Annotated in this window: 21 protein-coding genes; 11 read left to right on the forward strand and 10 right to left on the reverse strand. The window is 56.6% G+C overall.

Features of this window, described 5'->3' with window-relative positions:
- Positions 1-191: 191 nt before the first annotated feature.
- Positions 192-1,559 carry a cation:proton antiporter gene (locus JTM80_RS18185; protein ID WP_225906882.1) on the forward strand — a complete coding sequence of 456 codons (1,368 nt, stop codon included), beginning with the start codon at positions 192-194 and terminating at the stop codon, positions 1,557-1,559.
- 123 nt (positions 1,560-1,682) lie between these two features.
- Positions 1,683-2,156: a hypothetical protein gene (locus JTM80_RS18190; RefSeq protein ID WP_172357426.1), complete on the forward strand. Its 474-nt coding sequence runs from the start codon at positions 1,683-1,685 to the stop codon at positions 2,154-2,156.
- Between the two features lie 80 nt (positions 2,157-2,236).
- Here JTM80_RS18190 and JTM80_RS18195 read toward each other — a convergent pair whose 3' ends face one another.
- From JTM80_RS18195 to JTM80_RS18215, 5 genes are all read right to left on the reverse strand, one after another.
- Positions 2,237-3,301 (reverse strand): ABC transporter ATP-binding protein, encoded by a 1,065-nt coding sequence (locus JTM80_RS18195; protein WP_172357424.1) that lies wholly within the window; start codon positions 3,299-3,301, stop codon positions 2,237-2,239.
- Between the two features lie 45 nt (positions 3,302-3,346).
- Entirely contained in the window at positions 3,347-4,153 is an 807-nt protein-coding gene (locus JTM80_RS18200) for a carbohydrate ABC transporter permease (protein WP_390820376.1), read from the reverse strand.
- Between the two features lie 59 nt (positions 4,154-4,212).
- A complete protein-coding gene (locus JTM80_RS18205) occupies positions 4,213-5,145 on the reverse strand; it encodes a carbohydrate ABC transporter permease (RefSeq protein ID WP_172357420.1) in 933 nt (310 codons plus the stop codon).
- Positions 5,146-5,246: 101 nt separating this feature from the next.
- Positions 5,247-6,548 carry an ABC transporter substrate-binding protein gene (locus tag JTM80_RS18210; protein WP_172357418.1) on the reverse strand — a complete coding sequence of 434 codons (1,302 nt, stop codon included), beginning with the start codon at positions 6,546-6,548 and terminating at the stop codon, positions 5,247-5,249.
- Between the two features lie 452 nt (positions 6,549-7,000).
- Positions 7,001-7,267 carry a DUF2584 family protein gene (locus tag JTM80_RS18215; RefSeq protein WP_172357416.1) on the reverse strand — a complete coding sequence of 89 codons (267 nt, stop codon included), beginning with the start codon at positions 7,265-7,267 and terminating at the stop codon, positions 7,001-7,003.
- Positions 7,268-7,863: 596 nt separating this feature from the next.
- Between JTM80_RS18215 and JTM80_RS18220 the strand changes: the two genes are divergently transcribed.
- Positions 7,864-8,118, forward strand: coding sequence for a hypothetical protein (locus JTM80_RS18220; RefSeq protein ID WP_172357414.1), 255 nt, complete (start codon positions 7,864-7,866; stop codon positions 8,116-8,118).
- Between the two features lie 316 nt (positions 8,119-8,434).
- Here the strand turns inward: JTM80_RS18220 and JTM80_RS18225 are convergent, their stop codons facing one another.
- Both JTM80_RS18225 and JTM80_RS18230 read right to left on the reverse strand, forming a co-directional pair.
- The gene (locus JTM80_RS18225; RefSeq protein WP_172357412.1) at positions 8,435-8,776 is read right to left on the reverse strand and encodes a hypothetical protein; all 342 of its coding nucleotides are present in this window, start codon (positions 8,774-8,776) and stop codon (positions 8,435-8,437) included.
- Positions 8,776-9,825, reverse strand: a complete 1,050-nt coding sequence (locus JTM80_RS18230; protein ID WP_205370012.1) for a D-Ala-D-Ala carboxypeptidase family metallohydrolase — start codon at positions 9,823-9,825, stop codon at positions 8,776-8,778. Before JTM80_RS18230 ends, JTM80_RS18225 begins: the two co-directional genes overlap by 1 nt.
- Before the next feature lie 422 nt (positions 9,826-10,247).
- On the opposite strand from JTM80_RS18230, the gene JTM80_RS18235 reads away from it, so the two are divergent.
- The 6 genes from JTM80_RS18235 (at position 10,248) to JTM80_RS18260 (ending at position 18,954) form a co-directional block, all read left to right on the forward strand.
- Positions 10,248-11,159, forward strand: a complete 912-nt coding sequence (locus JTM80_RS18235; protein WP_172357408.1) for a cation diffusion facilitator family transporter — start codon at positions 10,248-10,250, stop codon at positions 11,157-11,159.
- A 399-nt stretch (positions 11,160-11,558) separates the two neighbouring features.
- Positions 11,559-13,469, forward strand: a complete 1,911-nt coding sequence (locus JTM80_RS18240; RefSeq protein ID WP_172357406.1) for a transketolase C-terminal domain-containing protein — start codon at positions 11,559-11,561, stop codon at positions 13,467-13,469.
- Between the two features lie 162 nt (positions 13,470-13,631).
- A complete protein-coding gene (locus JTM80_RS18245) occupies positions 13,632-14,810 on the forward strand; it encodes a cysteine desulfurase family protein (protein WP_205370014.1) in 1,179 nt (392 codons plus the stop codon).
- Between the two features lie 483 nt (positions 14,811-15,293).
- The gene (locus tag JTM80_RS18250) at positions 15,294-17,573 is read left to right on the forward strand and encodes a choice-of-anchor I family protein (protein ID WP_172357402.1); all 2,280 of its coding nucleotides are present in this window, start codon (positions 15,294-15,296) and stop codon (positions 17,571-17,573) included.
- A gap of 288 nt (positions 17,574-17,861) precedes the next feature.
- A complete protein-coding gene (locus JTM80_RS18255) occupies positions 17,862-18,290 on the forward strand; it encodes a bis(5'-nucleosyl)-tetraphosphatase (protein ID WP_172357400.1) in 429 nt (142 codons plus the stop codon).
- A gap of 106 nt (positions 18,291-18,396) precedes the next feature.
- On the forward strand, positions 18,397-18,954 hold the full coding sequence (locus tag JTM80_RS18260) for a pyridoxamine 5'-phosphate oxidase family protein (protein ID WP_172357398.1): 558 nt from the start codon (positions 18,397-18,399) through the stop codon (positions 18,952-18,954).
- Between the two features lie 52 nt (positions 18,955-19,006).
- Here the strand turns inward: JTM80_RS18260 and dnaG are convergent, their stop codons facing one another.
- Complete coding sequence (gene dnaG / locus JTM80_RS18265) at positions 19,007-20,989, reverse strand: DNA primase (RefSeq protein WP_172357396.1); 1,983 nt, start codon at positions 20,987-20,989, stop codon at positions 19,007-19,009.
- 265 nt (positions 20,990-21,254) lie between these two features.
- Here dnaG and JTM80_RS18270 point away from each other — a divergent pair, with 265 nt between their 5' ends.
- Positions 21,255-22,604 (forward strand): N-acetylmuramoyl-L-alanine amidase, encoded by a 1,350-nt coding sequence (locus JTM80_RS18270; RefSeq protein ID WP_172357392.1) that lies wholly within the window; start codon positions 21,255-21,257, stop codon positions 22,602-22,604.
- 267 nt (positions 22,605-22,871) lie between these two features.
- Here JTM80_RS18270 and JTM80_RS18275 read toward each other — a convergent pair whose 3' ends face one another.
- Entirely contained in the window at positions 22,872-23,222 is a 351-nt protein-coding gene (locus JTM80_RS18275; RefSeq protein ID WP_172357390.1) for a YbaB/EbfC family nucleoid-associated protein, read from the reverse strand.
- An 847-nt stretch (positions 23,223-24,069) separates the two neighbouring features.
- Here JTM80_RS18275 and JTM80_RS18280 point away from each other — a divergent pair.
- A complete protein-coding gene (locus tag JTM80_RS18280) occupies positions 24,070-25,176 on the forward strand; it encodes a serine/threonine-protein kinase (protein ID WP_228721637.1) in 1,107 nt (368 codons plus the stop codon).
- A 32-nt stretch (positions 25,177-25,208) separates the two neighbouring features.
- Here JTM80_RS18280 and psbP read toward each other — a convergent pair whose 3' ends face one another.
- Positions 25,209-25,748 (reverse strand): photosystem II reaction center PsbP, encoded by a 540-nt coding sequence (psbP, locus tag JTM80_RS18285; RefSeq protein ID WP_172357388.1) that lies wholly within the window; start codon positions 25,746-25,748, stop codon positions 25,209-25,211.
- Positions 25,749-25,980 lie beyond the last annotated feature (232 nt).

The following is a 25,980-nucleotide window of genomic DNA, read 5'->3' on the forward strand; positions in this document are numbered from 1 at the left end:
GTTTTCAGTAATTGTCTGGAGATCTTGAAGAATATCCAGGGGCGATCGCTGTTTTACGCAGGAATACTCACGGTAAAGTAAACAGGACGAGTCTTGTCAAGTGAATGCTGAGTCCGGCTACTTTGTTTCATCCATTCGGTTTAGACATTTCTGCCCTGTGGTTTAACCCCGCTTCCCAAAATGCCTTCTCGGTGGTCGCCGAGTCTGCTTCTCCGGAGGAAGCAACCTTTGTTCTCGGTAGCGTATTAGTCAGCCTGATTGTGGTCTATCTGGCGGCCAAGGCAGGCGGCGAACTCTGCGTCCGCGTGGGGCTACCCCCCGTGCTAGGAGAGCTAATTGGCGGCGTGGTGGTCGGGGTATCGGCCCTCCATCTGCTAGTGTTTCCCGAAAGCGGGTTCCAGGAATCTGGCTCCCTGATTATGCGGCTGATTGAGGCGACAAGCGGCGTTGGCACTGAGGCGGCAGGCAGCGTTTTTCAGGCAGAGAGCGAAGTCATCTCTGTGCTAGCCGAAATTGGGGTCATCATCCTGCTGTTTGAAATTGGGCTAGAGTCCGATTTGAAGGAACTCATCCGCGTCGGCCCCCAGGCGGCGGTCGTCGCCGTGATTGGGGTCGTGGTTCCCTTTGCCGCAGGTACAGCCGGACTCATGCTGCTGTTTGGGGTGCCGACGGTGCCCGCCATTTTTGCCGGAGCCGCGCTGACAGCGACCAGCATTGGCATCACTGCCAAAGTGCTGGCAGAAATCCAGAAGCTAAGTTCGCCCGAAGGTCAGATTATTATCGGCGCGGCGGTGTTGGACGATGTGCTGGGCATTATCGTGCTGGCAGTGGTCGCTAGTCTGGCCAAGACGGGCGAAGTCCAGATCGGCAACGTAATTTACCTGGTGGTCAGCGCGGCCGTGTTTCTCATCGGCTCCATCTTTTTGGGACGATTGCTCAGCCCCTTCTTTGTGGCGCTGGTGGATCGACTGAAAACGCGGGGGCAATTGCTGATTGCCTCGCTGATTTTTGCTTTCGGACTTGCCTATATCGGTGCAGCCATTCAGCTAGAAGGAATCTTGGGTGCGTTTGCGGCGGGGCTGGTTCTGGCAGAAACCGAAAAGCGGGAAGAGCTAGAAGAGCAAATTATCCCGATCGCCGATATGCTCGTGCCCATTTTCTTTGTGGTGGTGGGAGCGCGTACCGATGTCAGCGTGCTGAACCCATTTAACCCGGAGAACCGTGAAGGGCTGATTATTGCAATTTTCCTGCTGGCAGTTGCGTTTTTGGGCAAGCTGGTAACGGGGTTGGGCGTGTTTGGCAAGCCGGGGATTAACCGATTGGCGATCGGCGTGGGCATGGTGCCCCGGGGCGAGGTCGGTCTGGTGTTTGTGGGTGTGGGTTCCGCGACGGGTGTGCTGTCGAAGTCGCTGGAGGCTGCCATTATCGTGATGGTGATCGGCACGACCTTCATTGCGCCTGCCCTGCTGCGGATCGTCTTTAAGGAGCCAGATTCGCCCTCGGCTGGAACGGCGATCGCCCCCGAAGCCGCCGATGCCAGCGCTGTGTCTGCTGAGTAGCTACAAACCCTACGGTTTCTCGCAGGCCCCGGTTTTTCTCGTTGTAGGGAACCGGGGCTTTGCTTGATGCGTCTATGCGAGTTTAATAACTATTACTGGAGTCTGGAGACTGGGGAACCTGTAATGAAACAACGACTGACCGCAGCGCTAATGTCCTTCCTGCTGGCAGGCTGTGGGCTGGCGGTCGAGGTTGGAACTAATCCTGAAACGCCGCCGATGGCTCCTGCGCCCCGTGTGGGCGAGTTTTCCCTTGCAGAAAACAACCTCTACGGCTGTGGGATGGCGCTCTGGAAGGCAGACCGCACATCCCGCGAGCAATACGTCTTTTTCAACGGCATCGAAGACGGGTCGATGCGGATGCTGATTGACGGCAACTTGGTGGCGTTTAGCCGAGTCGATGGCAGCGGACAAGATTTCTATGGACAAAAAACGACCCAGATGTTTCGCAGCACTGACGGAACCATCACCGCAACCGTCACCGTGACGCTAGGCGCAGAAGGCGAAATCGAAAGCGTGGCGATCGCCGATGGCACAATTCAGGTCGAGCGGAACGGCGCAATGGTGGAGGTTCCAGTCGTGGGCGATGCGGGCTGTTAAGGCTGGTTTTGGATTTTGAGACTTCGGATTTTGGATTTTGGATTGACAGTTTGGATTGTCCAGAGCAACAAGAAAGCGAGTCATAGGCGATCGCCCGTTTCCGCGTCAAACCAGTGCAGATGCTCCGGCGGCAGTGCTAGCGCCATCTCGTCTGAGTTCCACACCGCATCCATCGGCAGCAGCGCCCGCAGCGTGCGATCGTTCGCGCCGGGAATGCGAATGCTGACAAGATTGTTCATGCCCAGATGTTCGGTCAGAAACACGCTGCCGTTGATCAGCGTGCGATCGCCCGTTCGAGCGAGCCGAACCTGTTCTGGGCGAATGCCGAGGGTAACGGCAGAAAGGGACTTGAGGCGATCGGGCAAGGGAATTTTGGCATTGTTAAGCAGGGCAAACCCGTTTTCGCAGGTCAGGTCAAACAGGTTCATTTGGGGACTGCCGACGAAGCCTGCCACAAAGCGATTAGCCGGGTGGCGATAGATCTCCGCAGGCGGCGCGAGCTGCTGGAGTTCGCCGTTGTTCAGCACGGCAACCTTCGTCGAAAGGGTCATGGCTTCGGTCTGATCGTGGGTAACGTAGACGACGGGGGCTTGCTGTTCTGCAAAAAGCTGCTTCAGGTCTGCCCGCACCTGTTCGCGCAGCAGGGCATCCAGGTTGCTGAGCGGCTCATCCAGCAAAAACACCTCTGGCTGCCGAACGAGGGCTCGACCCAGTGCTACCCGCTGACGCTGCCCCCCCGAAAGCTGACCAGGCTTACGATCTAGCAAATTCCCTAGCCCCAGCGCCTCGGACGCAGAGGCGACCCGCTGCCGAATTTCCTCTGGGGGAACCCGCCGCAGCTTTAGTCCCGACGCAATGTTGTCGAATACCGACAGGTGCGGGTAGAGTGCGTAGCTCTGAAAGACCATCGCAATGTTGCGATCGCCCGGTGGGATGTGGGTGACGGGGCGATCGCCAATCACCACCTCGCCCCGCGTCGGCTGCTCCAACCCCGCAATCATCCGCAAAATCGTAGATTTGCCGCACCCCGACGGCCCCAGCAGCGTCAAAAACTCGCCGTCTCCCACCGCCAGGCTCAAGTCTTTCACGGGCACGACGCTGGCGCTGTAGGTTTTATTGAGGTGTTGCAATTCGAGTTTAGACATGGGAGTTAGGGGTGCAGAGAGCCAAAATCAAAGTTCATCGCTGGATTAGCCCTTCACCGCGCCGGAGGTGAGGCCCTGGACGATGCGGCGCTGGAACAGGAGGACGAGCACGACCAGCGGCAGCGTGCCGATGACGGTGGCGGCGGCGAGCGGGCCGTAGGGCACCTCAAAGATGCTGGTGCCGCCGATTTGGGCAGCGGCAACGGGGACGGTTTTCATCGACTCGCGGGTGATGAAGGTGAGCGCAAAGATGAACTCGTTCCAGGCGAAGATGAACGCCAGAATGCCCGTGGTGACGAGGGCAGGGGCGGTGAGCGGCAGCAGGATTTGCGTCAGCATTTGCCCCGTATTGTAGCCATCGACCTTGGCGGAGTCTTCTAGGTCGCGGGGAAGCTGCTGAAAGAAACTCCGCATCACCAAAATCGTCAGGGGCAGGTTGATCGCAGTGTAGGGAATGATCAGCGCCAGGTAGTTGTTGCCTAAGCCCGCAGCCCGCACCAGTTCCAGCAGACCTAGAAACAGCAGGATGTAAGGAAACAGCGTGACGATCAGGATCAGCGAGAGCAGTAGGTTTTCGCCGGGGAGTCTTAATCGCGCTAGGGCGTAGGCGGCGGGCGTGCCGATCGCCAAACAGAGCACCGTGGAAATCACCGCAATCAAGAGGCTGTTCAGCATGTAGGTGAGGAACGGGCGGCGGCTGAACAGTTCCGCATAGTGCTGGAGCGTGAAGCGGGTGGGGAAATAGACATTGGGCACGGCGGAAATGTCGGCGTTTGTTTTCACCGAGGTCAACACCTGCCACAGGATGGGCGCGAGGCTGAGGATGACGACGAGGGCGATCGCCCCCATCATTCCTACCTGTCGCCAAGAAATTCGGCTGCGCGGCGTGTCGGTCGAAATCGGCTGAGTCGTCATCCTGTTTCTCCTGAGGCACTGCGGGCTTTGGCCAGGAGCAGCGTGGCGATCGCCACCACCGCCACCAGCAGCAAAAATGTGACCACCACCAGCGCCGCGCCATAGCCAAAGTCGAGATAGCGCATCACCGTGGCATAGATATAGACGGACACGGTTTCCGTTGCGCCTGCCGGGCCGCCACCCGTCATCACCTGCACCAGATCAAAAATGCCAAACGCCTGAGCAAAGCGAAACAGCGACGCAATCACAATCTGCGGCATTAGCAGCGGCAGCGTAATTTGGCGGAAGCTTTGCCAGCGGGTGGCTCCGTCCATCGCGTGCGCTTCATAAAGGTCTTGCGGGATGGACTGCAACCCCGCCAGCAGCAAAATTGCCACAAAGGAGGTCGTCTTCCACACATCCGCCGCGATCAGCGCCAGCATAGCCAGCGTCGGGTCGCCTAGCCAGTTCACGCCCGATTGCAAAATGCCCAGCCGCATCAGGATGTCATTCCACACGCCGTATTGGTCGTTGAAAATCCACACCCAGCCCAGCGCAATCAGCGCGGTCGGCAGCGCCCAGGGCAAAATGGCGATCGTCCGCACCCAGCCGCGCCCGCGAAACGCCTGATTTAGCACCAGCGCCATGCCCATGCCCAAAATCAGCTCCAGCGTCAGCGACGCCAGTGTGAACACCGTCGTATTCCCCAGACTCTGCCAGAAGCGCCCATCCGCCGCCATCCGCCCCAGATTCTCGAAGCCCGAAAACACTGGCTGTAGCTCCGTCCCCAAATTCTGGGTAAACAGCCCCAGCCAAAACGCCCGCAGAATCGGATAGGCATACACCACCGCCAGCAGCAGCAGCGCCGGAGCCACTAGCAGCCAGCCCGTGCGGCGATTCCCATAGGGATCGCTTCGCGAATCGCGTTGTTGGAGAGTCGGTTGGGGCATGGGGATTTTGGATTTTGGGTTTTGGATTTTGGGTGTGCGAACGAAGGATGGTGGCTTACGTCCTAATATCTATGCCTTTCTGGGCTTCTGGGTTTTCTAAGCTACGTTCCTAACAGTCGTCGGGTTTCCGCTGCGGCTGCCTGCATTGCGTCTGCGGGCGAACTGCGGCCGGTGATGGCGGCGCTGAGGTAGCGCTGGAGGATGTCGGAGGCTTGGGCGTATTGACCGATGGGGGGACGCAGGACGGTGGCGTCGAGGACGGGCAGCAGGGCGGGATAGTGGCTGAATTTTTCGACGATGGCGGGGTCGGTGAAGAGCGATCGCCTCGTGGGGACGTAGCTGCTTTCTAGGATGAACTGCCGCTGGGCTGCGGTGCTAGTGAAAAACTCGATGACGCGCCACGCTTCGTCGGGATGGCGGCTGCTCTTGGAAATGCCAAAGCCCCAGCCACCCTGGCATGCGCCGCTGCTGTAGCCGGGGGCGTGAACCATCGGCTTGATACCAAACTTGCCTTTGATGATGGAATCTTCTGTATTGCTGAGCGCCCAGGCGTAGGGCCAGCTTCGCATAAAGACGGTGTTGCCGCTTTGGAACAGGCGCAGGGCTTCGTTTTCCTGATAGGTCGTCACGCCGGGTGGCGAGATGCCCTCATCGATGGTGCGCTTGAGGAATTCCGCAGCGGCGATCGCCCCTGGAGCGTCCAGCCCCACCTCCCGTGTCTCCGGATTCACCCAAAACGCGCCAAAGCCCTCCAGAATTTCTACAAACATCGCCGCCAGCCCCTCATACTGTCGCCCCTGCCACACATAGCCCCAGTCCGCCAATCCGGCCTGCTTGGCAGCGCGGGAAATCTCCAGCAGTTCGTCAAACGTGTCGGGCGGGGTTGCCCCAAGCTGTTCCAGAATGTCGGTGCGGTAGTAGAGCATTCCGGCATCGGAGCGGAGGGGAATGCGGTATAGTCCGTCGCGGTAGCGGCCGCCGTCGATGTCGGTGGTCAGAAAATCTGAGAAGTCGCTCTGGGCCGCGCGATCGCTCAAGTCCATTAACCAGCCCGCCGCCGCAAACTTGGGCACCCAGACGATATCCATGTACACCAAGTCGTAGGGCGAGTCGCCCAGCAAAAACGACGAGGTGTAGAGGTCTTCGACCAGATTGGTGGCATTGGGGCCCTCGATCACGTCTAGCTTGATGTCGGGATTTTGCGCCTCAAATTCCTGAATGAGCGAGGCCCATTGCGTGCCCTCTAAGGCCTGAATCAGCACTGAAACATGGGTCGGCTGCTGCGCTAGCCCCATTCGTCCAACTGCCAGAAGACTGATACAGAGAGCGATCGCCAGCCCGACCCAGCGCCAGTTCAGCCGTCTTCTGCCAGACTCCAGGGGCGATCGCCAAAACCCATCCATCCTGCTGCCTACCCATCACAACATTGCCACCCTGCGAGAAAAATCAGGGCTGTGTTTGTTCCCTTTCAAGAAACCACAGGAAGAGGGCGATCGCCCGCCAAAGGCTCAGATTTGCAACGAAACTTAAAGCGACCGCCAGCAAGGGTTCAAAGCGCGATCGCCACTTTTACTAATTTCGATAAAAATATTAGTCCCAAATATTAGTCCCAAATATTAGCCCCACTCAGAGCTAATTTATGAAGCAAATCTTAAGAAGCCTGAAACTCTTGGCATGTGTGGCTTTGAGGTCATGCTTGCCCAGGAAAAGCGGTTTCTCGGAAATCCTTGATTAACAAGGCTTTCAGGCTCCTTTACAAATTAGCTCTCAGTCTAGATAGGTCGCATTTTTAGAATCATTCAGTTGGACTTTTCTGTCCCCAACTTCAGTTGTACATCGCGCCCTGATCATACTTCTAAGCTTTGGTCAAAAAGGGAGACTCGTATATCCTATCAATCTCGAAATCCATACTGGTAACTCCGTTTTCCCAAACAAGCTTGTGAATTTTAATGTCTGCATGAGCAAACCAACCCTCATCCACTAAAGGAATGGGAACATCTATTGGAACAATTCTATATCCCTCTTTTTGGGCAGAATATCTCTTTCCCTTCTCAAGTTGATAAGGATAGCCTTGAGAAGGCTTTAACTTTAAGATGCTATTGACTTCACAGGGCATTCCCATAATCTTTCTTCTTCAAGCTATTATTTCAGGACTTACGCACCTGCGATAAATCTTCTGGGTTTTGAAGGATTTCTCGCGAACACAGCCAGCGAGAAATCCTCCAGATGCGTAAGTCCTATGATTACAGAAAGACTTTGTATTGACCCAGAAGTGTTGAACGCAATGTTAGCAGGGCAAGTTCATAGCTGAATCCAGTACAAAAGATCTATAATTCTGCCTGTAATGACCTACTTATTGCTTCCATTCTCAATAATCCGCCTCTTGAGAGTGCTTTTTGTAAAGTTTTACCATCAAGATTCAACACTTCTGGTATTGACCAAGATGCCAGCTAACGGTCGCGTGCAGACTGCTTAAAGACCCTTCGATAATTATCAGGACGCTTCTGGTCGGAGACGGCGTTGAACCGAGACGGGATGCTGGAGGCGGGGGCCAGCGTGTTTCTATCCAAGCCCTATGCCCTAAACGACTTGCCGCAATGCGCCTATGACATGCCCGATCCCTGAATAAGCCTTAAGAGGTGGGCGATCGCCTTGAAAATTAGGGATAATTAGGTTAACCATAGGTTAAGAACTTGTTAAGCCCTCAAGGAGGCATTCATGGCTGATTACTCTGATTTCTTCGCGCCGCGCAGCCGCTACTACGGCCCGGTCAAACCCGAAAACCTGGTGTTCAACGCCAACCTGCAAGAGTTTTCCCACCGAGTCAGCCTGCTGTGCGGTCTGGAAACCAACGGCAAACTCTCGCCTGAAGAAACCTACCAAGAGATTAAATCGCTCTGGAAGCAGCTCAAACAGTCTAAGAAAGCGCTGGGCATCGGGCAGGCTCCGAGTGCTGCCGACGACGATCACTGACTGGGCATTCCAGTCTTTCAAGCGTCCCAAACAACAGTTCAAATGGGGAGTTCAGACCGCTGGACTCCCTTTCTGTTTTCTAGTCTGGAGGCGAGGATGCGGAACCAATCAATTTTGGATTTTGGATTGGGATCTTGGGTTGAGATCTTGGCTTGGGATCTTGGGTTAGTGCTTTCGGATGGCGATTTTGGATGGCCTGTCCAAGGCTCTGTAGGGCTTCCAAAACCCCAAGCCCAAAACCCAACCTCTAAACCGCAGCGCCACTCAATCGCCTCCAGCGCAGCAGCCCTGAAATCCAAAATCCAAAATCCAGCCTCTACCCCTCAACCCCCAAATACTCGTTCACATCCTCCAGCAGGCGCGTCAGTTCGGCTTCGGTCGTCAGCCGGATGCGGTCGTCGCGCACTGTCACCAGCACCTTCGCCGCAAAGGGACTGGGCCAGATGTTGGGGTTGCAGAAAATTTCTAAAAACACCTCGCCCGTATGCTGATATTCCATAGATGGCTTGGGGCTGGGGCGACCGCCGGTGCTGCTAGCGGAGACTGCCTTCAGGTGTTCCAGCAGCGTGGCGATCGCCCCCTTTAGCTCCTGCGCGGCTGCTGGCGAAAAGTTAAACGACACCGACCCTTCCACCAAATTTAATCTCAGTTGCGTCATCAAAAGCCCCACTTGCGTTTCACGCCCACGTCAAGATGCAGAATATGCCGTCGGTTGCCCGCATAAATGCCCAAGCCACCCGGCCACCAGCCCACCAGCATCTTCGCCAGATCTGCCCCCATATAGCCCTGCACGACGATATCTACCGCCCCCCCGCCGAGATGCTGGCTGCGCCGCGCTCCGCCAGCTTTGGAGTTGAATGGCTCTGGGCGATACCAAGAGGTAATCCGGAAGGGCTTGCCGATTTGCTGGCGGGCTTTTTCAAGCTGCGTCGCCAGTTTCACCATGTTCTCCACATGCTCAGCCGTTTGGGGCAGGCGCGTGCAGTTGTGGGTCGCCTCGCCCCATGTAAAAGAGCCGTTGGGGATAATCGGCTGGTCAGAATAGACGGTGCCCCGATTTCCAGCAAGCTTGATTTCCTTGCCAGAAAAGGTTTTGGGTGCCGCCGCCGGAGATGCCGCCGCCATTGCCGCTGCCGGAGCCGCCGCTGGAATCGGATACACCACCCTATCGTCAAATTTTACCTGGGCCTGCTGATCCGACACATGCCACAGGCTGATGCCACGAATATATTGCTCTGGATTGTTGATGGCAAAGCGAATATGCCCTTGCAAGCTACCGCTGGCATCGGCGTAGGCGTAGGAATGTAGGTCAAAGGTCATGCCCTTGGAAACTTTGAAGATTTCTTCTTCAGTGAGTTCTTCTACGGGCACGGGGCGGCGCTTGATGACCGTATCTTGGGTGATTTCTAAAATCTGCGCGGCGGTTTGCTCTTCGATGGGATACACCACTTCGCCATCCGACAACACTTCGGCAAAGCGATTGTAGATATACCACGTGTTGAATCCGCCGAGGTTGCCTTCCTTGAGCGCAAACTTGATGTGTTCGTCAAAATCTCCCGCTGAGTCGGCATAGGCGTAGGACTGAATTTCATACTCAGTGCCCGCGTCTACTTTATATTGCTCGTTTTGCGGCAGATGACCGACATAGGCGGGACGACGCTTTAAGACAGCACGACTGTCGGTGATCTTGATGATTTGCTTCGTCATTGGAAGATCCTTGGATAGATGCGAGGGGGCTAGATGCAACGGGCTAGGTACGACTGACCAGGCGCAGATGGTGAGGTGCGAACAGTAAAACCTGTGCTGGCAGGGATTTACCCTGTACGGAGAGGCTAGTAACCCGATTTAGAAGACTGATAGCAACTGATAGCAAGACAAGAATCGTTGCTCCGTTGAGGGTTGGAGGGCAACTCAGCGCAAAGCCTGACAACCAGAGAGCTTGGGTTTGTAGTCAGAGTTTTCATCTGGTTACAAGATTGACCTCATAATAACAATCAGCAGGTGGTCAGCGGGCGATCGCCCCTTGCCAGAGCGTTACGTTTCTCGAAGCGCCTCAACGTCCAAAGTACGCCAAAGCGCGTTAGTATCTCTGCGTAATTTCTGCCTAATTCCTGCCTACTGTACCGCCTATGACTCGCCAAGACCATCGCGCCACCGTGCGCCGCGTCCTGCTGATCACGCTGGGACTGAATCTGCTAGTGATGGTGCTAAAGGCGACCGTGGGATTTTTGACGGGTTCCCTCAGCCTGCTGGCCGATGCGCTCCACAGCGTCACCGACTCCGCCAACAACATCCTGGGGCTGGTCGCCAGTCGATTCTCGTCTCCCTATCCCGACCGCAGTCATCCCTACGGCCATCAAAAGTTTGAAGCGGTGGGGGCCTTGGGGATCAGCGCATTTTTGGGAATTGCCTGTTTTGAAATTTTGCAGGGGGCCATCACTCGCATCTTGGGCGGTGGCGAACCGCTGATCTTGGAAGGCTGGGAGTTGTTGCTCTTGCTGCTGGTGCTAGGCATCAATATTTTTGTCACATTTTATGAACGGCGCGTGGGAAAGCGCATTGGCAGCCCTATCCTGCTGGCTGATGCCCGCCACACCATGAGCGATGTCTGGGTGACGATTACGGTGATGGCTGGACTGTTGGGTGTGTGGGTGTTGGGGGTGCAGTGGCTAGATGTGGCGCTGGCGTTTCCGGTGGCGCTGCTGGTCTTTTGGAGTGGTTGGCAGGTCTTGAAGGAAAACTTGCCCTGGCTGGTGGATGAAATGGCGATCGCCCCCGAAAAGATTCATGCCATTGTCACCCAAGTTCCGGGCGTGGTGAACTGCCACAGCATCGCCTCGCGGGGGGTCGTAGGGCGGCAGGTGTTTATCGAAATGCATCTAGTGGTGAATGCCGAGGATGTAGACACGGCCCACGACATTACCGAAGCCGTCGAAGCAGCACTGGAAGATGCGTTTAGCCCAGTGCGAACGACAATTCACGTCGAACCGCAGCGGTATGTCTCCGACCAACTGACCTACGATACGACCCCTGAAAAATAGGGCGATCGCCCTTTCAAACATGCATCCCCAACTCAACCGTTCATTCACTAACCCGCTTCATGGGTGATCAGCTTCATCGGCTGCATGGATTCAAACCTACAGAAAACCTATAAAAAACTCAACCAGTCCAAGCGGTCTGAAAATTTGAGTGCTAGGGGACAGATTGAACCACAAACAGATTTACCAACGAACCGCAAACAGATTTACCAACAATTTAATGAGCAGTTAATCAGCAGGGGTACGTTCGCCACTAAACTTGCATTCTGGTAGCCCTATCTCTAGGATCAACCCTAGTGAGGTGAGTGCCCTGGTCTCCAGGGAAAATCGATAGCAGCCGATCCACGCTCCAATGCTGGCGATCGCTCGCACTGCCCCAACATAAATCTATGGACAAACGCTATGACTGCAACTGGCGCAACCTTCCCCATCGACCTCGGCGCATATCAAAAACTAACGCTTGATCCCACCGTGCCTACCCTGACGGCGGATCAGAAAGCGGCCCTCCAGGCTAATATCCAGCTTTGTCGAGATGCGATCGTCTTCTTCACGGCCACAGGCGCGGCCCACGGCGTGGGCGGCCACACAGGCGGCCCCTACGACACTGTGCCCGAAGTCATGATTTTGGACGCGCTGTTTCGCGGCAAGCCAGAGTCTTTTGTCCCCATTTTCTTCGACGAAGCAGGGCATCGCGTGGGCACGCAATACCTGATGGCAACGCTGAATGGCGACCTGCCCGCCGAGCAGTTGATGAGCTATCGCCTGGCCCATTCCAAACTGCCCGGCCACCCAGAACTGGGGCTAACGCCTGGGGTCAAGTTTAGCTCCGGTCGCCTGGGGCATATGTGGCCCTATGTGAATGGCGTGGCCTTTGCCAATCCGGGCAAGACGGTCTTTTGCCTTGGTTCCGATGGCTCCCAGCAGGAAGGCAACGATGCGGAAGCGGCCCGTCTCGCAGTTGCCCAACACCTCAACGTCAAGCTAATTATTGATGACAACGACGTGACGATTGCCGGTCATCCGTCTAAATATCTGCCCGGCTACAGCGTCAAGCGCACCCTGGAAGGACACGGACTCAAAGTGCTGGAAGTCAACGGCGAAGACATCGACGCGCTCTATGCCGCCATCTGCGAAGCAGTGAACACCCCCGGCCCGATCGCCGTCATCTGCAAGCGCCCCATGTGCCCCGGCATCGAGGGGCTAGAAGGCTCGAACCACGGACACGACGTGATCTCCGTGAAGCTGGCGCTGCAATATCTGGAAAGCCGCGGCCACAGCGCCGCCGTCGCCCACCTCAACGGCATCCAAAAGCCCAAGCAGGACTACACCTTCCTGGGCATCAGCGATAAATGGGATTCCAACCGCAACGTGTTTGGCGACGCGGTGAATGGAATGCTGGCCAAAATGAGCGAAACCGAGCGCAAAGAAAAGGTGCTGGTGGTCGATAGCGATCTGGAAGGCTCCTGTGGGCTGAAGAAAATCCACGATGCCTACCCAGAAGTGTTCATTCCCTCCGGCATCATGGAGCGGGGCAACCTATCGGCGGCAGCGGGCTTTGGTATGGAACAGGGCAAGCAGGGCATCTTCGCCACCTTCGCCGCTTTTCTGGAAATGTGCATTTCCGAAATCACGATGGCGCGGCTGAACTATTCCAACCTGCTGTGCCACTTCTCGCACTCCGGCATCGACGACATGGCAGACAACACCTGCCACTTTGGTATCAACAACTTCTTTGCCGACAACGGGCTGGACGACGGCTATGATACCAAGCTCTACTTCCCTGCCGATGCCAACCAGATGAAGGCCTGCGTCGAGGCGATTTTCTTCGATCCGGGGCTGCGGTTCATCTTCTCGACCCGCTCCAAGACACCGATTTTGCTCGACAGCAGCGGCAATGAGCTTTACGGCGGCAACTACACGTTTGTCCCTGGCAAAGACGAGGTGGTGCGCGAGGGCACGGCGGGCTATATCGTCGCGGTGGGCGATGCGGTCTATCGCGCCCTGGATGCGGTGGAGCGACTGAAGCAAGAAGGGCTGGATGTGGGGCTGATTAATAAATCTACGCTGAACGTGATAGACGAAGACGCGATGGCGAAGATCGGCAAGTCGCCGTTTGTGATGGTGGTGGAGGCGTTTAACCGCCGGACAGGGCTGGGCAGCCGCTTTGGGTCCTGGCTGCTGGAGCGGGGCTACACGCCGAAGTTTGCCTACTACGGCACGCACGAAGAGGGCTGTGGTGGGCTATGGGAACAGTTCCCCCACCAGGGCATCGACCCCGTGGGCATCATCGACAAAGTGAAAAAGCTGGTGTAGAAGAGATCCCCCCAACCCCCCTTACTAAGGGGGGCTTTGCTAGGCATTCCTCATTTGCTAAGGGGGCTTTGCTGAACATTCCCCCCTTTTTAAGGGGGGTGAAGGGGGGATCGCTTCTGGCTCAGCTTTTTTGAAAAGCCTTTTGTTAGGAATTATTGGCTGATGCCCCATCGCCCGATTTATCTCGACAATCATGCGACTACGCCCGCTGATCCGCGAGTAGTGGAGGCGATGCTGCCCTATTTCACGGAGCATTTTGGCAATGCGTCTAGCACGACGCACCAGTACGGCTGGGAGGCAGAGGCGGCGGTGGGGCGATCGCGCTCCATCCTTTCCGCCGCGATCAACGCGACCCCTGAAGAACTGATCTTCACTAGCGGCGCAACGGAAGCCAACAACCTGGCAATCAAGGGCGTGGCGGAAGCCTATGTTTCTCAGGGACGACATATCATCACCCTGACAACGGAACACAGCGCCGTCCTCGATCCCTGTACGTATCTGGAATCCCTGGGCTTTGAAATTACGCGGCTGGGCGTGCAGCCCGACGGCTTGGTGGATTTAGCCGCCCTAGAAGAGGCAATCCGGCCTGATACGATCCTGGTGTCGGTGATGGCGGCGAATAACGAAATCGGCGTGCTGCAACCGCTGGCAGAGATTGGCGTGATTTGTCATCAACGCAACGTGCTGTTCCACACGGATGCCGCGCAGGCGATCGCCAAAATTCCGCTAGACGTGCAGGCGATGCAGGTTGATTTGATGTCCCTGACGGCCCACAAGGTCTACGGGCCAAAGGGCATTGGGGCGCTGTATGTGCGACGGCGCGACCCACGGGTGCAGCTTGCGGCGCAGCTTCACGGCGGCGGGCATGAGCGGGGGATGCGGTCGGGGACGCTGTATGTGCCGCAGATTGTGGGCTTTGCCAAGGCGGTGGAACTGGCGCTGGAGAGTCGGGAAGCGGAGTCGGCCAGAGTGACGGAAATGCGCGATCGCCTCTTTTCCATAATCCAACCCCTGGGCGGCGTGTATCTCAACGGCCACCCCACCCGGCGGCTTCCGGGCAACCTGAATCTAAGCATTGAAGGCGTAGACGGACAGGCGCTGCTGCTGGCGTTGCAGTCGCAAATCGCAGTTTCTTCCGGTGCGGCCTGTAGTTCCACAAAAATCGCGCCCTCCCATGTGCTGACGGCGATTGGGCGATCGCCCGACTTAGCATTCGCCTCGCTGCGGTTTGGCATTGGGCGCTTTAATACCGACGCAGAGATCGAGCAGGCCGGCGCGGCGGTGGTGCAGACAGTGCAGGCGTTGCGATCGCAGCGTTCTACTTTCCCAGCACTTGCCTAAGGCAGCATGACGCATGGCAAGAGTCCTGACCCATTCTCTGAGCAAATTGATCCCCAGGACTCGAAGCTCCAGCCATAGCGCTCTACGCCCCTTAAGACGTTGTTGTTGGGGCAGAAGCGCCACCTTACAACAACATTTGTGTCCTAATGTGTCCCAATGTAAAGTGACTATAGCCATAAAAAGTATTACTTTACACAGTCTTATTGGCTCCTGTGTTTAGGAATACACGGGCCCGCGAAAAGACCGATGTTATTTTCTAGCTAAGTATTTCCTCAGAAATATGACGACTGAATCAGGGTGACGATCTGCTGATCAGACCGTGCATCCGATTTCAGATTGTCCCAGTTGCTCTCATTTACAGGATTGCTTTTGCAGTCCTCGGATTTTGGCGTGCGCTTGAGACAGCTTTGCAGAAACGGCCATCTCTAAGCTCAGTAAATTTGCGTAGATCTTTCAACCGTAGTTCTAATTTTTACGAAGATTATGACAATTACACTCTCAACCCTTGGAACCTATCAAGGTGCAGGTTCAGAAATCTCGGCCTACGACGTAACCACACGGCGCCTCTACGTGGTGGCAGGCACCAGCGCGTTAGAGGTGCTGGATGTCAGCAACCCTGCCGCACCGACGTTGGTAAAAACTATCGACACGTCTGCCTTCGGAATTGCCAACAGCATTGCTGTCAAGAATGGCATCATTGCTGTTGCTATCGAAAACGGAGACAGCAAGCAGGCTCCGGGCTTCGTCGCGTTTTACGACCTAGATGGCAACCTGCTGAACTCCGTCACCGTTGGCGCACTGCCTGATATGCTCACCTTTACCCCCGACGGCAAAAAGATCGTCGTCGCCAACGAAGGCGAGCCAAGTAGCTATAACCAGCCCGACTCTGTAGATCCAGAAGGCTCGATTAGCATTATCGACCTGTCAAAGGGTGTGCTGCGGATCGATCAGAGCAGTGTCAAAACGGCTGACTTTTCTGCCTTTAATGCAGCGAAGGATGCGCTAGTGGCTGCTGGAGTGCGGATCTTTGGGCCCAATGCGACTGTTGCCCAAGACCTGGAGCCAGAATACATCACCGTGTCGCCCGATTCCAAAACGGCTTGGGTGACGCTGCAAGAAAATAACGCCCTGGCAATTGTTGACCTGGAAACGGCAACGGTGAAAGAAATCAAGCCTCTGGGTTTCAAAGACCACAGCTTGCCAGGGAATGGACTGGATGCGAGCGATCGCGATGGGGGCATCAACATCCAAAACTGGCCTGTGTTCGGCATGTATCAACCCGATGCGATCGCCAGCTTTACCATTAACGGGCAGACCTACCTAATCACCGCCAACGAAGGCGATGCCCGCGATTACCCAGGCTTTGCTGAAGAAGTGCGCGTCGGGGCCAACAGCTATCGCCTCGACCCGACCGCTTTCCCCAGTGCCACCATCCTCAAATCTGCTGCCAATCTGGGACGACTGACGGTCACCAATGCTTTGGGCAATCCGGACGGAGACAACGACTTTGACCAGATCTATGTGTTTGGCGCACGCTCCTTCTCGATTTGGAACGCCAGCGGCGATTTGGTCTACGACAGTGGCGACCAGTTGGAACAGATTACCGCTGTCCAAGTCCCAGATTTGTTTAACTCCAACGGCACCGCAAACACCTTCGACACCCGCAGCGACAACAAAGGCCCCGAACCCGAAGGCGTAGTAACGGGCATCATCGACGGACAAACCTACGCTTTCATCGGGCTAGAGCGCACAGGTGGAGTGATGGTTTACAACGTCACCAACCCCAATAGCCCCGCCTTTGTGCAGTACATCAATACCCCCGGCGATGTATCCCCTGAAGGACTGGCGTTTGTTGCCGCCGAAGACAGTCCCACCGGGAAACCGCTGCTGGTTGTGACTAACGAAGTCAGCAATACTACCACCACTTACGAAATTACCACTGCCAGCGGGAGGGGCACTGTGCCTGTGATTCGGGGCACTAGCAGCAGCGATCGCCTGAATGGAACTAGCGCTACTGAAATCTTTTACGGTCTTGACGGCAACGACACCATTTTTGCGGGCGATGGCAATAACCGCGTTTATGCGGGCAATGGCGATGATACGGTCTACGCAGGCAACGGCGACGACGTGCTGAACGGTGGCGCAGGCAACGACAGCCTGTACGCTGGCGAGGGCAACAACCGACTCTACGGCGGCGACGGCAACGATAACCTGTATGCAGGCAGGGGCAACGACACGATCTACGGCAATGCCGGGAATGACAAAATCTATGCCGGAGAAGGCAACAACCTGATTCTGGCGGGCGATGGCAATGATTTGGTCTATGCAGGCGCGGGCAACGACGAAATCCTCGGCGGCGCAGGCAACGACAGCCTTTATGCAGGCGAAGGCGCTAACCTGATCGACGGCGGCGAGGGCAATGACCTGATTTTTGCGGGTGCAGGCAACGACACAATTTACGGGGGCACGGGCAACAACACCATCAACGCGGGCGAAGGCAATAACGTGATCGTCAGCATTGGTAACGACGTGATCAATACGGGCAGCGGCAGCGATCGCTTCGTATTAGGGGCAGGCAGCGGCGTGGCCACCCTCAATCGCTTTGGGCGAAACGACCGCATCCAGTTGACGGGTGGTCTGACCTTTGCCGATCTCACGGTGACGGGGAATAACCGCGAAGCCACGATCAGCGCAGGCAGTGATGTGATTGCCATTCTGAAAAACTTCAGCGTTGCCCAAGTGAACGCAGGGCTGTTTGTCTAGTCCATCTCCGGGTTTGGAGCAGGTGAGCAATACTATGGATTTGCGATTTTGGATTGCCCATTAGGTGCTAGTAGGGCTTCCAGCAGTCCAATTCGCAGCGCTCTTTAGGAGGATTGGTATTACGCTGCTCTCAATACCCCCAAGCCTATGAATGCACCTCAGAACTACAAGACTGGGGTGCATTTTTCTGTCGCAAGATACGACATCCTAGAATCCGCATCGATTACACTGTGATGCAAGCATTCTGGACAAACGGCCAGGCTTGACTCCCACACGACTGAACTTGCTATGAAAGACGAGGCTTTTGGCATTGTGCCTATTTTGCGCCAGGAGGACGGCGACAAGTTTTTGCTGATTCAGCACCACGCTGGGCATTGGGGCTTTCCCAAAGGACACGCCGACCCCGGCGAAACGGCGATCGCCGCTGCCTGCCGCGAGTTTGAAGAAGAGACGGGCATCACCGCCTACGACCTGCTTAGCGAAGACGCTTTTATGGAACACTATCGCTTCATGCGTGACAAAAAGCCCATCGACAAAACCGTGACCTACTTCCCTGCGCTGGTGAAGTCGGAAATCGTCACCTGTCAGCCCCAGGAAATCAAAGACTACGCCTGGCTGCCCTACGATGATGCTGTCAAAAAAATCACGTTTAACCCGGCGCGGCAAGTGCTGTCGCAGGTTTATTCTTATCTGAAAAATTCTGGAGCGTTGCTGTAGGCCGTCCATCTTGCTCAAGTGCCCCGATTGGGTGGCGTATGGCAACGCAAGAACGCGCTAGGATGGCGGCCGTTCTCTTGCAATCCGGGCGATCGCCCCCACTCCCATGGCCCAGCAATACGACTCTCTCACGCCCAAACTCCAGGACTTTATTGCCCAGCAGCAAATCTTCTTCGTTGCCAGCGCCCCGCTTAGCGCCGAAGGGCATATTAACCTGTCCCCCAAAGGACTCGACAGCTTTCGCATTTTGTCGCCCCATCGGGTCGCCTATCTGGATCTCACAGGCAGCGGCAATGAAACCTCTGCCCATGTCCAGGAAAATGGTCGTATTACCCTGATGTTCTGCGCCTTTCAGGGGCCGCCGCTGATTCTGCGGATTTACGGCCAGGGCACGACGATTTTGCCGCGATCTCCCGAATGGGACACGCTTTACCCACTGTTCCCGCCGCTGTCCGGCGCTCGACAAATCCTCCACGTTGAGGTTGCCCAAGTTCAGACCTCCTGCGGTATGGGGGTTCCCCGCTTTGGCTACGAAGGGCAGCGCAATGAACTCATAGACTGGGCCAGCCAGAAAGGCGAAGACGGACTGAACATCTATCGCCAGACGAAAAATCGTGTCAGCCTGGATGGACTGACTACGCCACTCGGCGCAGTAGATAGGTAGTGATAGGTAGTGGATAAGACAAGTAGTAGATAGAACATAGGGGAATCCCCCATTACTCTATGAGGCCGACCCCGACCCACGGAGTTTGGGCCAAATCGGCAAAGGTGGTGTTGCGCTGCTCCTGTTCCAGCACCTTGATGCGCTGATCTTCCAGATAAAGCTGCTGCTGATAGTATTGCCCCAATTCCGGTGACGTGGTGATGTCCGTTTTCTTCCACAGATCGAGAAAGTGCCGCCGCCGCTTTTCGCACATCACCATCTCCATGCAGGCCGTGGCGGTGCGAATCACTAGGGTGGCTCGCGCCAGGTCACGTCGCGTTTTTTCGTCAAGCTGAAAGAGAGAATAAACGGCTTCGTGCTGACCAGGGAGTTCGGCGAGGTGGTCTTGCAGGCGGGTGAGGAGAGAGACGGGGCTGGGCGGCTGAGCGCTGGTAGGCCACTCTGCCCCGCTCTCCGGCTCCGCGCTATCCTGCGCTGCGGCAGAGTCCTCAATCGCCAAAATCTGCTGCCACAGCAGGCGATGGTGGGCGATGCTGAATTCCAGATCTCGGGACTCCAGCGCTGCTCGGATTTCGGCGCGGTGTTCCGGCTGGTGTAGATAGAGGCGCAGCAGTTGGGCTTCGGCTTCTTCTAGCAGCGTGCGATCGCCCGGTGTTTGCCATTTTTGCGATCGCCCGTGCCAGCGCTGCCCCCGCACCTGGGTTCGCAGGTCTTGCTCAAGCTGCACGGCCAGGCGGGCGTTGCCCCGGCTCAGCAGTTCGGCGCAGCGGTGGATATAGTGGGTGCGGAGGGTGGCGTTGGGCAGGCTGCCCAGGAGTTGGGCGATCGCCTGGGTGCTGGCATGAAACTGGTCGGGCTGGCTCAGGTCTTTGTTGGCCAGGAGTTTTTGAATCTGCCAGTCGAGCCACAGCGGCGCGTCTTGCAGCAAGTCCTGATAAGCAGACGGGGAGTGGGCCTTGAGAAACTCATCGGGGTCTTTGCCCTCCGGCAGGTTCAGAATCCGCACCTGCACCTCGCCGCGATAGGCCAGATCTGCCAATTCGCCAATGGCCCGGTCAGCGGCTTTTTGCCCGGCCTTGTCGTCGTCAAAGTTAAAGATAATCCGCTTGGATTCGGTGTAGCGCAGCAGTTGCTTAATCTGCCCTTGGGTCAGCGCAGTGCCCATCGACGCGACGACGTTGGTGATGCCTGCGGCGTGCAGGGCAATGACATCAAAGTATCCCTCCACCACGATCGCCTCGTCTCGCTTGGCGATCGCCCCTTTGGCTAGATCCAGCCCATACAGCGTCTTGCCTTTGTCGAACAGGTCGCCCTCTGGCGAGTTGAGATACTTGGGCTGTTCGTCGCCCAGGGCCCGCCCGCCAAAGCCAATGACGCGCCCCTGCACGTCGCAGATGGGAATCATCAGGCGATCGCGGAATCGGTCGTAATATCCACTGCCGCCCTGCCGGGGCACCAGCAAGCCTGCCTGCTCCACCTGCTCCACGGGATAGCGCTTTTGCTCCACCAGATAGCCGTAGAGCGTCTGCCATCCGCCGGGGGCATAGCCCAGTTGAAACTGCTGGACGATTTCGGGCGACAGCTTGCGCTTGGTTCGCAGATAGTCGAGGGCGATCGCCCCCTGGCTCTGGTGCAGCGCATGTTCAAAAAACTTGGCCGTCACCGCCAGAATTTCGTAAAGCTGGTCTCGCTGCGACAACTGCCGCTGAAATTCCTGCCGTTGCTCCGGTTCCAGCGTCTTCACAGGCACCTGATAGCGCCGCGCCAGATCCAGCACCACCTCCCCAAAAGACTGCTTGCCAATCTCCATCAAAAACTTGATGGCGTTGCCCCCGGCTCCGCAGCTAAAGCAGTAGTAAAACTGCTTGCTGGGGCTGACGGAAAAGCTGGGCGATTTGTCATCGTGGAACGGACACAGGCCGGTGAAATCTTTGCCCTGCTTTTTTAGCACCACATGCTCGGACACGATATCGACGATATCGACCCGCTGCTTCACGTCTTCGATGGTGTCAGGGTGGAGGCGCGGCGTAACCATGCGGCTGGAGGGGGCAAGGGCGTATCCTTTATTCTGACGCTTTTCTACAAACTTGCACGGGTGGGACAGATTACGAATTTCTGATTGATTTCTAATATTTCTAACGCCGAATGGCCGGGGGCATTGCGGTCAATAAACCTGCGCCAAGGGTGCGGAATTTAGCTAGTCTTACGGGTAGCGCGATCGCCCCGTCTCCCGGTTCTAGAGTGCAAGGGGCGATCGCTGCCAAATTAGAAACGGGCACGCAAACGAGGATCAGCAGTCGATGGGACGGATTTTTATCTCTGCGGGGCATGGCGGCACAGAAGGCGCGGGCATCGACCCCGGCATTGTGGTAGCAGGCACAACGGAGGCGCGGGAGATGATCCTGACCCGCGACCTGATTGTGGCCGAACTGCGGGCGCGGGGGCTGGAGGTGCTGTCCGTGCCGGACGACCTGAGCATGGCCCAGACCCTCGCGTGGATCAACGCGCGGGCGCAAAACCTGGATGTGGCGCTGGAAATCCACGCCGATGCCTCCCCCAACCCCTCCGTGCGCGGCGCAACCGTGTTCTACATCCCCACCAACAGCCAGCGCAAAGCCCACGCGGAACTGCTGCTGCTGGCGCTGCTGCGGCGCGTTCCCCAACTGCCCAATCGCGGCGCAAAGCCCGACACCGATTCAGGGACAGGCAGCCTTGCCTTCTGCCGTCAGTTGATCGTTCCCTCGCTGCTGATGAATGTCGGCTTTCTCACGAGTCCAGAAGACCGCAGCATTTTGCAAAACCAGCGGCGCAACCTGGCACTGGGCATTGCCGACGGACTCTCGTCCTGGAGCCGGGCCGTGGCGGGTCTGCCCCCCGACCCCGGCGGCGAAACCTACCCCAGCATCAGTATCAATATCAACGGCGGACTATATGACGAGCGCGGCATTATCGTCAACGGCAATGCCTTTATTCCCGCCGATCTGGTCGATCGCCTGGGCATTGATATCAGCCAGTCGCCCGACATCCGGCGTGTCACCTATCGCAATATTGTCTACGTGCGGGCGGTGGAACTGCGACCCTTTAATGTGTCTGTCACCTGGGACGCGGCCACGCGCACCGTGATCTTGCAAAACTCTGGCATCTGTCCGGGGCAAATCGACCGGATTATGGGCCTTGGGCAGACCTCAGAACTGCAACTGCGGATGTTTTTGAAGAATAATAACGAGGCCGGGCTGAACCAGTTTCCCGACCTGCCGCGCCTCTACCGCGAAGAGGGCAGCGTGGAGGGCGTGAACTATGACCTCGCCTTTTGCCAGATGTGCGTTGAGACGAGCTTTTTGCAATTTGGCAGCACGATCCAGCCAGGACAAAACAACTTTGGCGGGTTGGGCGACGCGGCGGGCAGCCCCAGCGGTGCGTCTTTTCCCAGCGCTCGTATTGGCGTGCGGGCCCACATTCAGCACCTCAAGGCCTACGGCAGCACGGCTCCGCTGGTGCAGGGGCTAGTCGATCCGCGCTTTCGATTTGTGGCGCGGGGGGTTGCGCCGCTGGTAGGGCAGCTCAGCGGGCGCTGGTCCGCCGACCCGCAGTATGGCGACAAGATTATGGCGCTGGTGCGGCGGCTGTATGAGTCGGCGGGAATTTTGTAGGGATTTTGTTGAAAGACTGTCCCAGGGCGTTTTGCAAAAAGTTGCAAAGAGGCAGAGGGAAGCGCGATCGCCCCCTCCTCATGCACCAACACACCTTGGAACGACAAAAGAGACGCAGCTTCGAACCGCGCCTCTTCTCAGAACTACAAATCAGAATTACAAAGACTCAGAATCGCTGAAACTTAGATCTGTTGAGAGCTACAAGCGCTCAAAACCAAAAGACCCAAACCCTTGAACCTGAAACTTTGGCTGCGAGTTTCCGCTAGACTAGCCCAGCCCAGGCAGATTCAGCCCGCCTGTTAATTCTTCCATCCGCTCACGCATGGTGGCGGTGGACTTGTTGTAGGCATCTTTGGCCGCCGCCAGCACCAGATCGGCCAGCACCTCTGGGCCCTCGCCCATTGCGTCTTTCGTAATCTCGACTCGGCGAGGCTCTTGGTTGCCGCTCAGCACCACCTTCACCAGCCCGCCGCCTGCTTCACCTTCAATTTCCATGACTTCTAGCTCCTCTTGCAGGCGCTTTGCACCCTCCTGCACCTGCTGAGCTTTTTTGAACGCTTCGGTCAGCTCTTTCATTTTGCCGAGTCCAAAGCCGCCGAATCCCTGTCCTTTGGTCATAATAGTTGCGCTTTGTGGAATTACACACACTCGAATGCTAAAACCTTAGCACTTTTAGATCGCGATATCGTCAGGAACTGTGGACTTCGCAATAATCGCGCAATTCGCCCAGACCTGGCAGGAAAGCCTCCGGGTGGCGATCGCCCACGCCAGAATAAATTTCTAGCCCCCTTTGCTCGTGATCTGCCTGTCATTCGCCCATGATCGCCCGTGATCTGAATTCACCTTGCTCTCGCCTCACTCTGCGTCTCAGGCATCGAGCCATGATCAGGCCGCGTCTGACCTAATCTGCCTCGCATCCCCAGCCCCCTCTTGCTTTAACAGGTTGCCTTCACAATTTGCCTTCACAATTTGCCTTCACAATTTGCCTTCACAATTTGCCTTCACAATTTGCCCCTTAGGGTACGCGCTTTGCCTTGCCTGCCCGCCTCTCCAGGCTGCGGGACGAATTTCCCCAAATCCACGCAGGCGTTATCCGGCAAGGCGGGTCAGAATTTTACTAGGGCTTTAAGTAGATGAAGCTTGGGTATAGCCCCTATCCAGAATGAGAGAATGCGGTTTAAAACCAGAATCATCCCAAGGTTGGAAATCTATTGGAAATATGATGGGAGCATTAGGAATGCCAAGCCTATCTGGAGATGGGCAAATCCCTTGAAAATCCACAGAATTTCCTAAATTGGTTTATGCTACTGGGTAGGTTGTGAAGGGCAGCAAACGCTGCTCCAGACAGTTGGAAAGTCCGCTCGTGCGTTTCGTTGGCGCAGGTATCAGAACCGTCTGGCTCGGACTCAGGGATTTTTCGGATCAGCGCTGGCTTCTTTAATTTTGACTTTACATCTCAAACTTAATGATGGCGTCCTCCACCACCCCCCTAAATGCAGCCCGATCCTCCCGGCAACTGCTAACTCAGCCCGGCCAGCTTTGCCAAAATAGCCAACTGTTTCGCGATCGCTATCAGGTGCTGAAGGCCCTCGGACGCGGCGGTTTTGGCATCACCTTCTTGGCACGAGACGTGTCGCTGCCCGGCAGCCCCCTCTGCGTTATCAAGCAGCTTTGCCCCAAGATGGACAACCCCGCCGTGCTAAAGCGGGCCTCTGAACGGTTCGAGCGGGAAGCCAAGACCCTCAGCCAGTTGGGCAGCCACGCGAGTATTCCCCGCCTGCTGGATTACTTTCAGGTAGAAGGTGAGTTTTATCTGGTTCAGGAATACGTGCGGGGATATACCCTAGCGAAGCAGGTCAAGCAAAACGGCCCCTTTTCGGAACTGGCCGTCAAGCACTTTTTGCGAGAATTGCTGCCGATTCTGGGCTACGTCCACCAGCAGCAGGTGATCCATCGCGACATCAAGCCGCCCAACCTGATTCGCTGCGAAGACGACGGGCGGCTGGTGCTGATTGATTTTGGCGCAGTAAAAGAGCGGATTGTGGAAGCTGGCGAAACCACCCACAAAACTGCAACGACGCAGTTTGTGGGCACAGTGGGTTTTGCGCCGCCAGAGCAGCTTGCCCTGCGCCCCACCTACGCCAGCGACCTATACGCGGTCGGTGTGACCTGCCTGTATATGCTGACGGGCAAGCCGCCAATGGAGTTTGAGTATGACGCTTACACAGGCGAAATGCTCTGGGAAGACTACGTTCACGTCAGCGACCACTTTGGCAAAATTCTGGCTAAGCTGCTGCGGGTGTCGCTGCGCGATCGCTATACGTCGGTCGAGCAGGTGCAGCGAGCGCTTGACCTGGAGCCATACCTAGACAACCTGGCCGACTGCATGAACGTCAACCGCCGCCTGTCGGCTTCGGGGGCTGCGGAAGCGGTCGTTGAGCCTGCGCCCCGGTTTTCGCCCTTTGCCCAGACCGCCCAGCAGATTCGCCAGTGGCGATCGCGCCTCCAGCAGCGCCAGCAGGGACAAACCTGGAACAATGGCGAACTGGTTAGCTCCGGTTTTTGGGGCTGAGGGGCAGGTTCGCGCAATGGGCTAGCTCATCACTAGCTCACCGAAAATGACTCCACAATCGTCCGAAACGTCTTCTCGGCCTGGGCCCAGCGCCGCCCTGTGGTGGATAGGTTGAAAGTATACAGTTTGCCTCGCTTTACAGCGACACTCGCTAGGTTGTGACGCTGGAGATCGGGCGCATCCACGGCAAATTCCAGCAAATAATAGGTTTGCCCGTTGACCTCATGGGATTCGGCGCTGATTAGCTCCGCCCGTCGCCCGGCCGGGTTGGGTTGCAGCGCGTTTTTCCACAGCTTATAGCCCACCTCGCTGGGGCTGCCCAGGTCTTCCAGCGTTTTGTCGTCGGGCACGGGGCTGATGATCACGCTGACATTTTCGGTGCTTTCGATCAGGTCATGCAGCACGAGCTGGGGGCCGTCCTTCACCGTGACGGGCACCCAACTGTTGAGATAGAGAAACTCATAGCCCTCGGTGCTGTCTACATAGCGATCGAGCGCCGCCGTGACGGACGTGCAGCCCTGCATCGTCAGACCAATCGCGATCAGCACCGTGACAATCCATCGCTTTAGCATGGAGGCTTCCAAACGCAGCGGTTCTATTGTCCCACGGTGGCTTTCCCACAAGCTTGTCAGGCGCAAAAAAAACCTCCGGCCGCGAAACCGGAGGTTATTGAATCAGGGTGCATCTACCAATGACTTTTACGGAAATGACGACACGCATCAGGACGGATTTGGGGACAAACCTGGAATGAATTTGGAAAATGAATCTGGAATCCATTCGGAATCCGTTCGGAAGCAAACTCGA

This window comes from Thermoleptolyngbya sp. PKUAC-SCTB121 (assembly GCF_016919485.1).
In the GTDB taxonomy this organism is placed as follows: Bacteria; Cyanobacteriota; Cyanobacteriia; order Elainellales; family Elainellaceae; genus Thermoleptolyngbya; species Thermoleptolyngbya sichuanensis.

Excerpts from the sequence above, each read along its gene's own strand:
- JTM80_RS18210 (WP_172357418.1), bottom strand. The coding sequence starts at position 6,548 with ATGGATGGGTTTTGGCGATCGCCCCTGGAGTCTGGCAGAAGACGGCTG.
- JTM80_RS18215 (WP_172357416.1), bottom strand. The coding sequence starts at position 7,267 with ATGGGAATGCCCTGTGAAGTCAATAGCATCTTAAAGTTAAAGCCTTCT.
- JTM80_RS18250 (WP_172357402.1), top strand. The coding sequence starts at position 15,294 with ATGACAATTACACTCTCAACCCTTGGAACCTATCAAGGTGCAGGTTCA.
- JTM80_RS18280 (WP_228721637.1), top strand. The coding sequence starts at position 24,070 with ATGATGGCGTCCTCCACCACCCCCCTAAATGCAGCCCGATCCTCCCGG.
- JTM80_RS18200 (WP_390820376.1), bottom strand. The coding sequence starts at position 4,153 with ATGATGGGGGCGATCGCCCTCGTCGTCATCCTCAGCCTCGCGCCCATC.
- JTM80_RS18240 (WP_172357406.1), top strand. The coding sequence starts at position 11,559 with ATGACTGCAACTGGCGCAACCTTCCCCATCGACCTCGGCGCATATCAA.
- JTM80_RS18220 (WP_172357414.1), top strand. The coding sequence starts at position 7,864 with ATGGCTGATTACTCTGATTTCTTCGCGCCGCGCAGCCGCTACTACGGC.
- JTM80_RS18270 (WP_172357392.1), top strand. The coding sequence starts at position 21,255 with ATGGGACGGATTTTTATCTCTGCGGGGCATGGCGGCACAGAAGGCGCG.
- JTM80_RS18235 (WP_172357408.1), top strand. The coding sequence starts at position 10,248 with ATGACTCGCCAAGACCATCGCGCCACCGTGCGCCGCGTCCTGCTGATC.
- JTM80_RS18230 (WP_205370012.1), bottom strand. The coding sequence starts at position 9,825 with ATGACGAAGCAAATCATCAAGATCACCGACAGTCGTGCTGTCTTAAAG.
- JTM80_RS18195 (WP_172357424.1), bottom strand. The coding sequence starts at position 3,301 with ATGTCTAAACTCGAATTGCAACACCTCAATAAAACCTACAGCGCCAGC.
- psbP (WP_172357388.1), bottom strand. The coding sequence starts at position 25,748 with ATGCTAAAGCGATGGATTGTCACGGTGCTGATCGCGATTGGTCTGACG.
- JTM80_RS18275 (WP_172357390.1), bottom strand. The coding sequence starts at position 23,222 with ATGACCAAAGGACAGGGATTCGGCGGCTTTGGACTCGGCAAAATGAAA.
- JTM80_RS18205 (WP_172357420.1), bottom strand. The coding sequence starts at position 5,145 with ATGCCCCAACCGACTCTCCAACAACGCGATTCGCGAAGCGATCCCTAT.
- JTM80_RS18190 (WP_172357426.1), top strand. The coding sequence starts at position 1,683 with ATGAAACAACGACTGACCGCAGCGCTAATGTCCTTCCTGCTGGCAGGC.
- JTM80_RS18225 (WP_172357412.1), bottom strand. The coding sequence starts at position 8,776 with ATGACGCAACTGAGATTAAATTTGGTGGAAGGGTCGGTGTCGTTTAAC.
- JTM80_RS18260 (WP_172357398.1), top strand. The coding sequence starts at position 18,397 with ATGGCCCAGCAATACGACTCTCTCACGCCCAAACTCCAGGACTTTATT.
- JTM80_RS18245 (WP_205370014.1), top strand. The coding sequence starts at position 13,632 with ATGCCCCATCGCCCGATTTATCTCGACAATCATGCGACTACGCCCGCT.
- dnaG (WP_172357396.1), bottom strand. The coding sequence starts at position 20,989 with ATGGTTACGCCGCGCCTCCACCCTGACACCATCGAAGACGTGAAGCAG.
- JTM80_RS18255 (WP_172357400.1), top strand. The coding sequence starts at position 17,862 with ATGAAAGACGAGGCTTTTGGCATTGTGCCTATTTTGCGCCAGGAGGAC.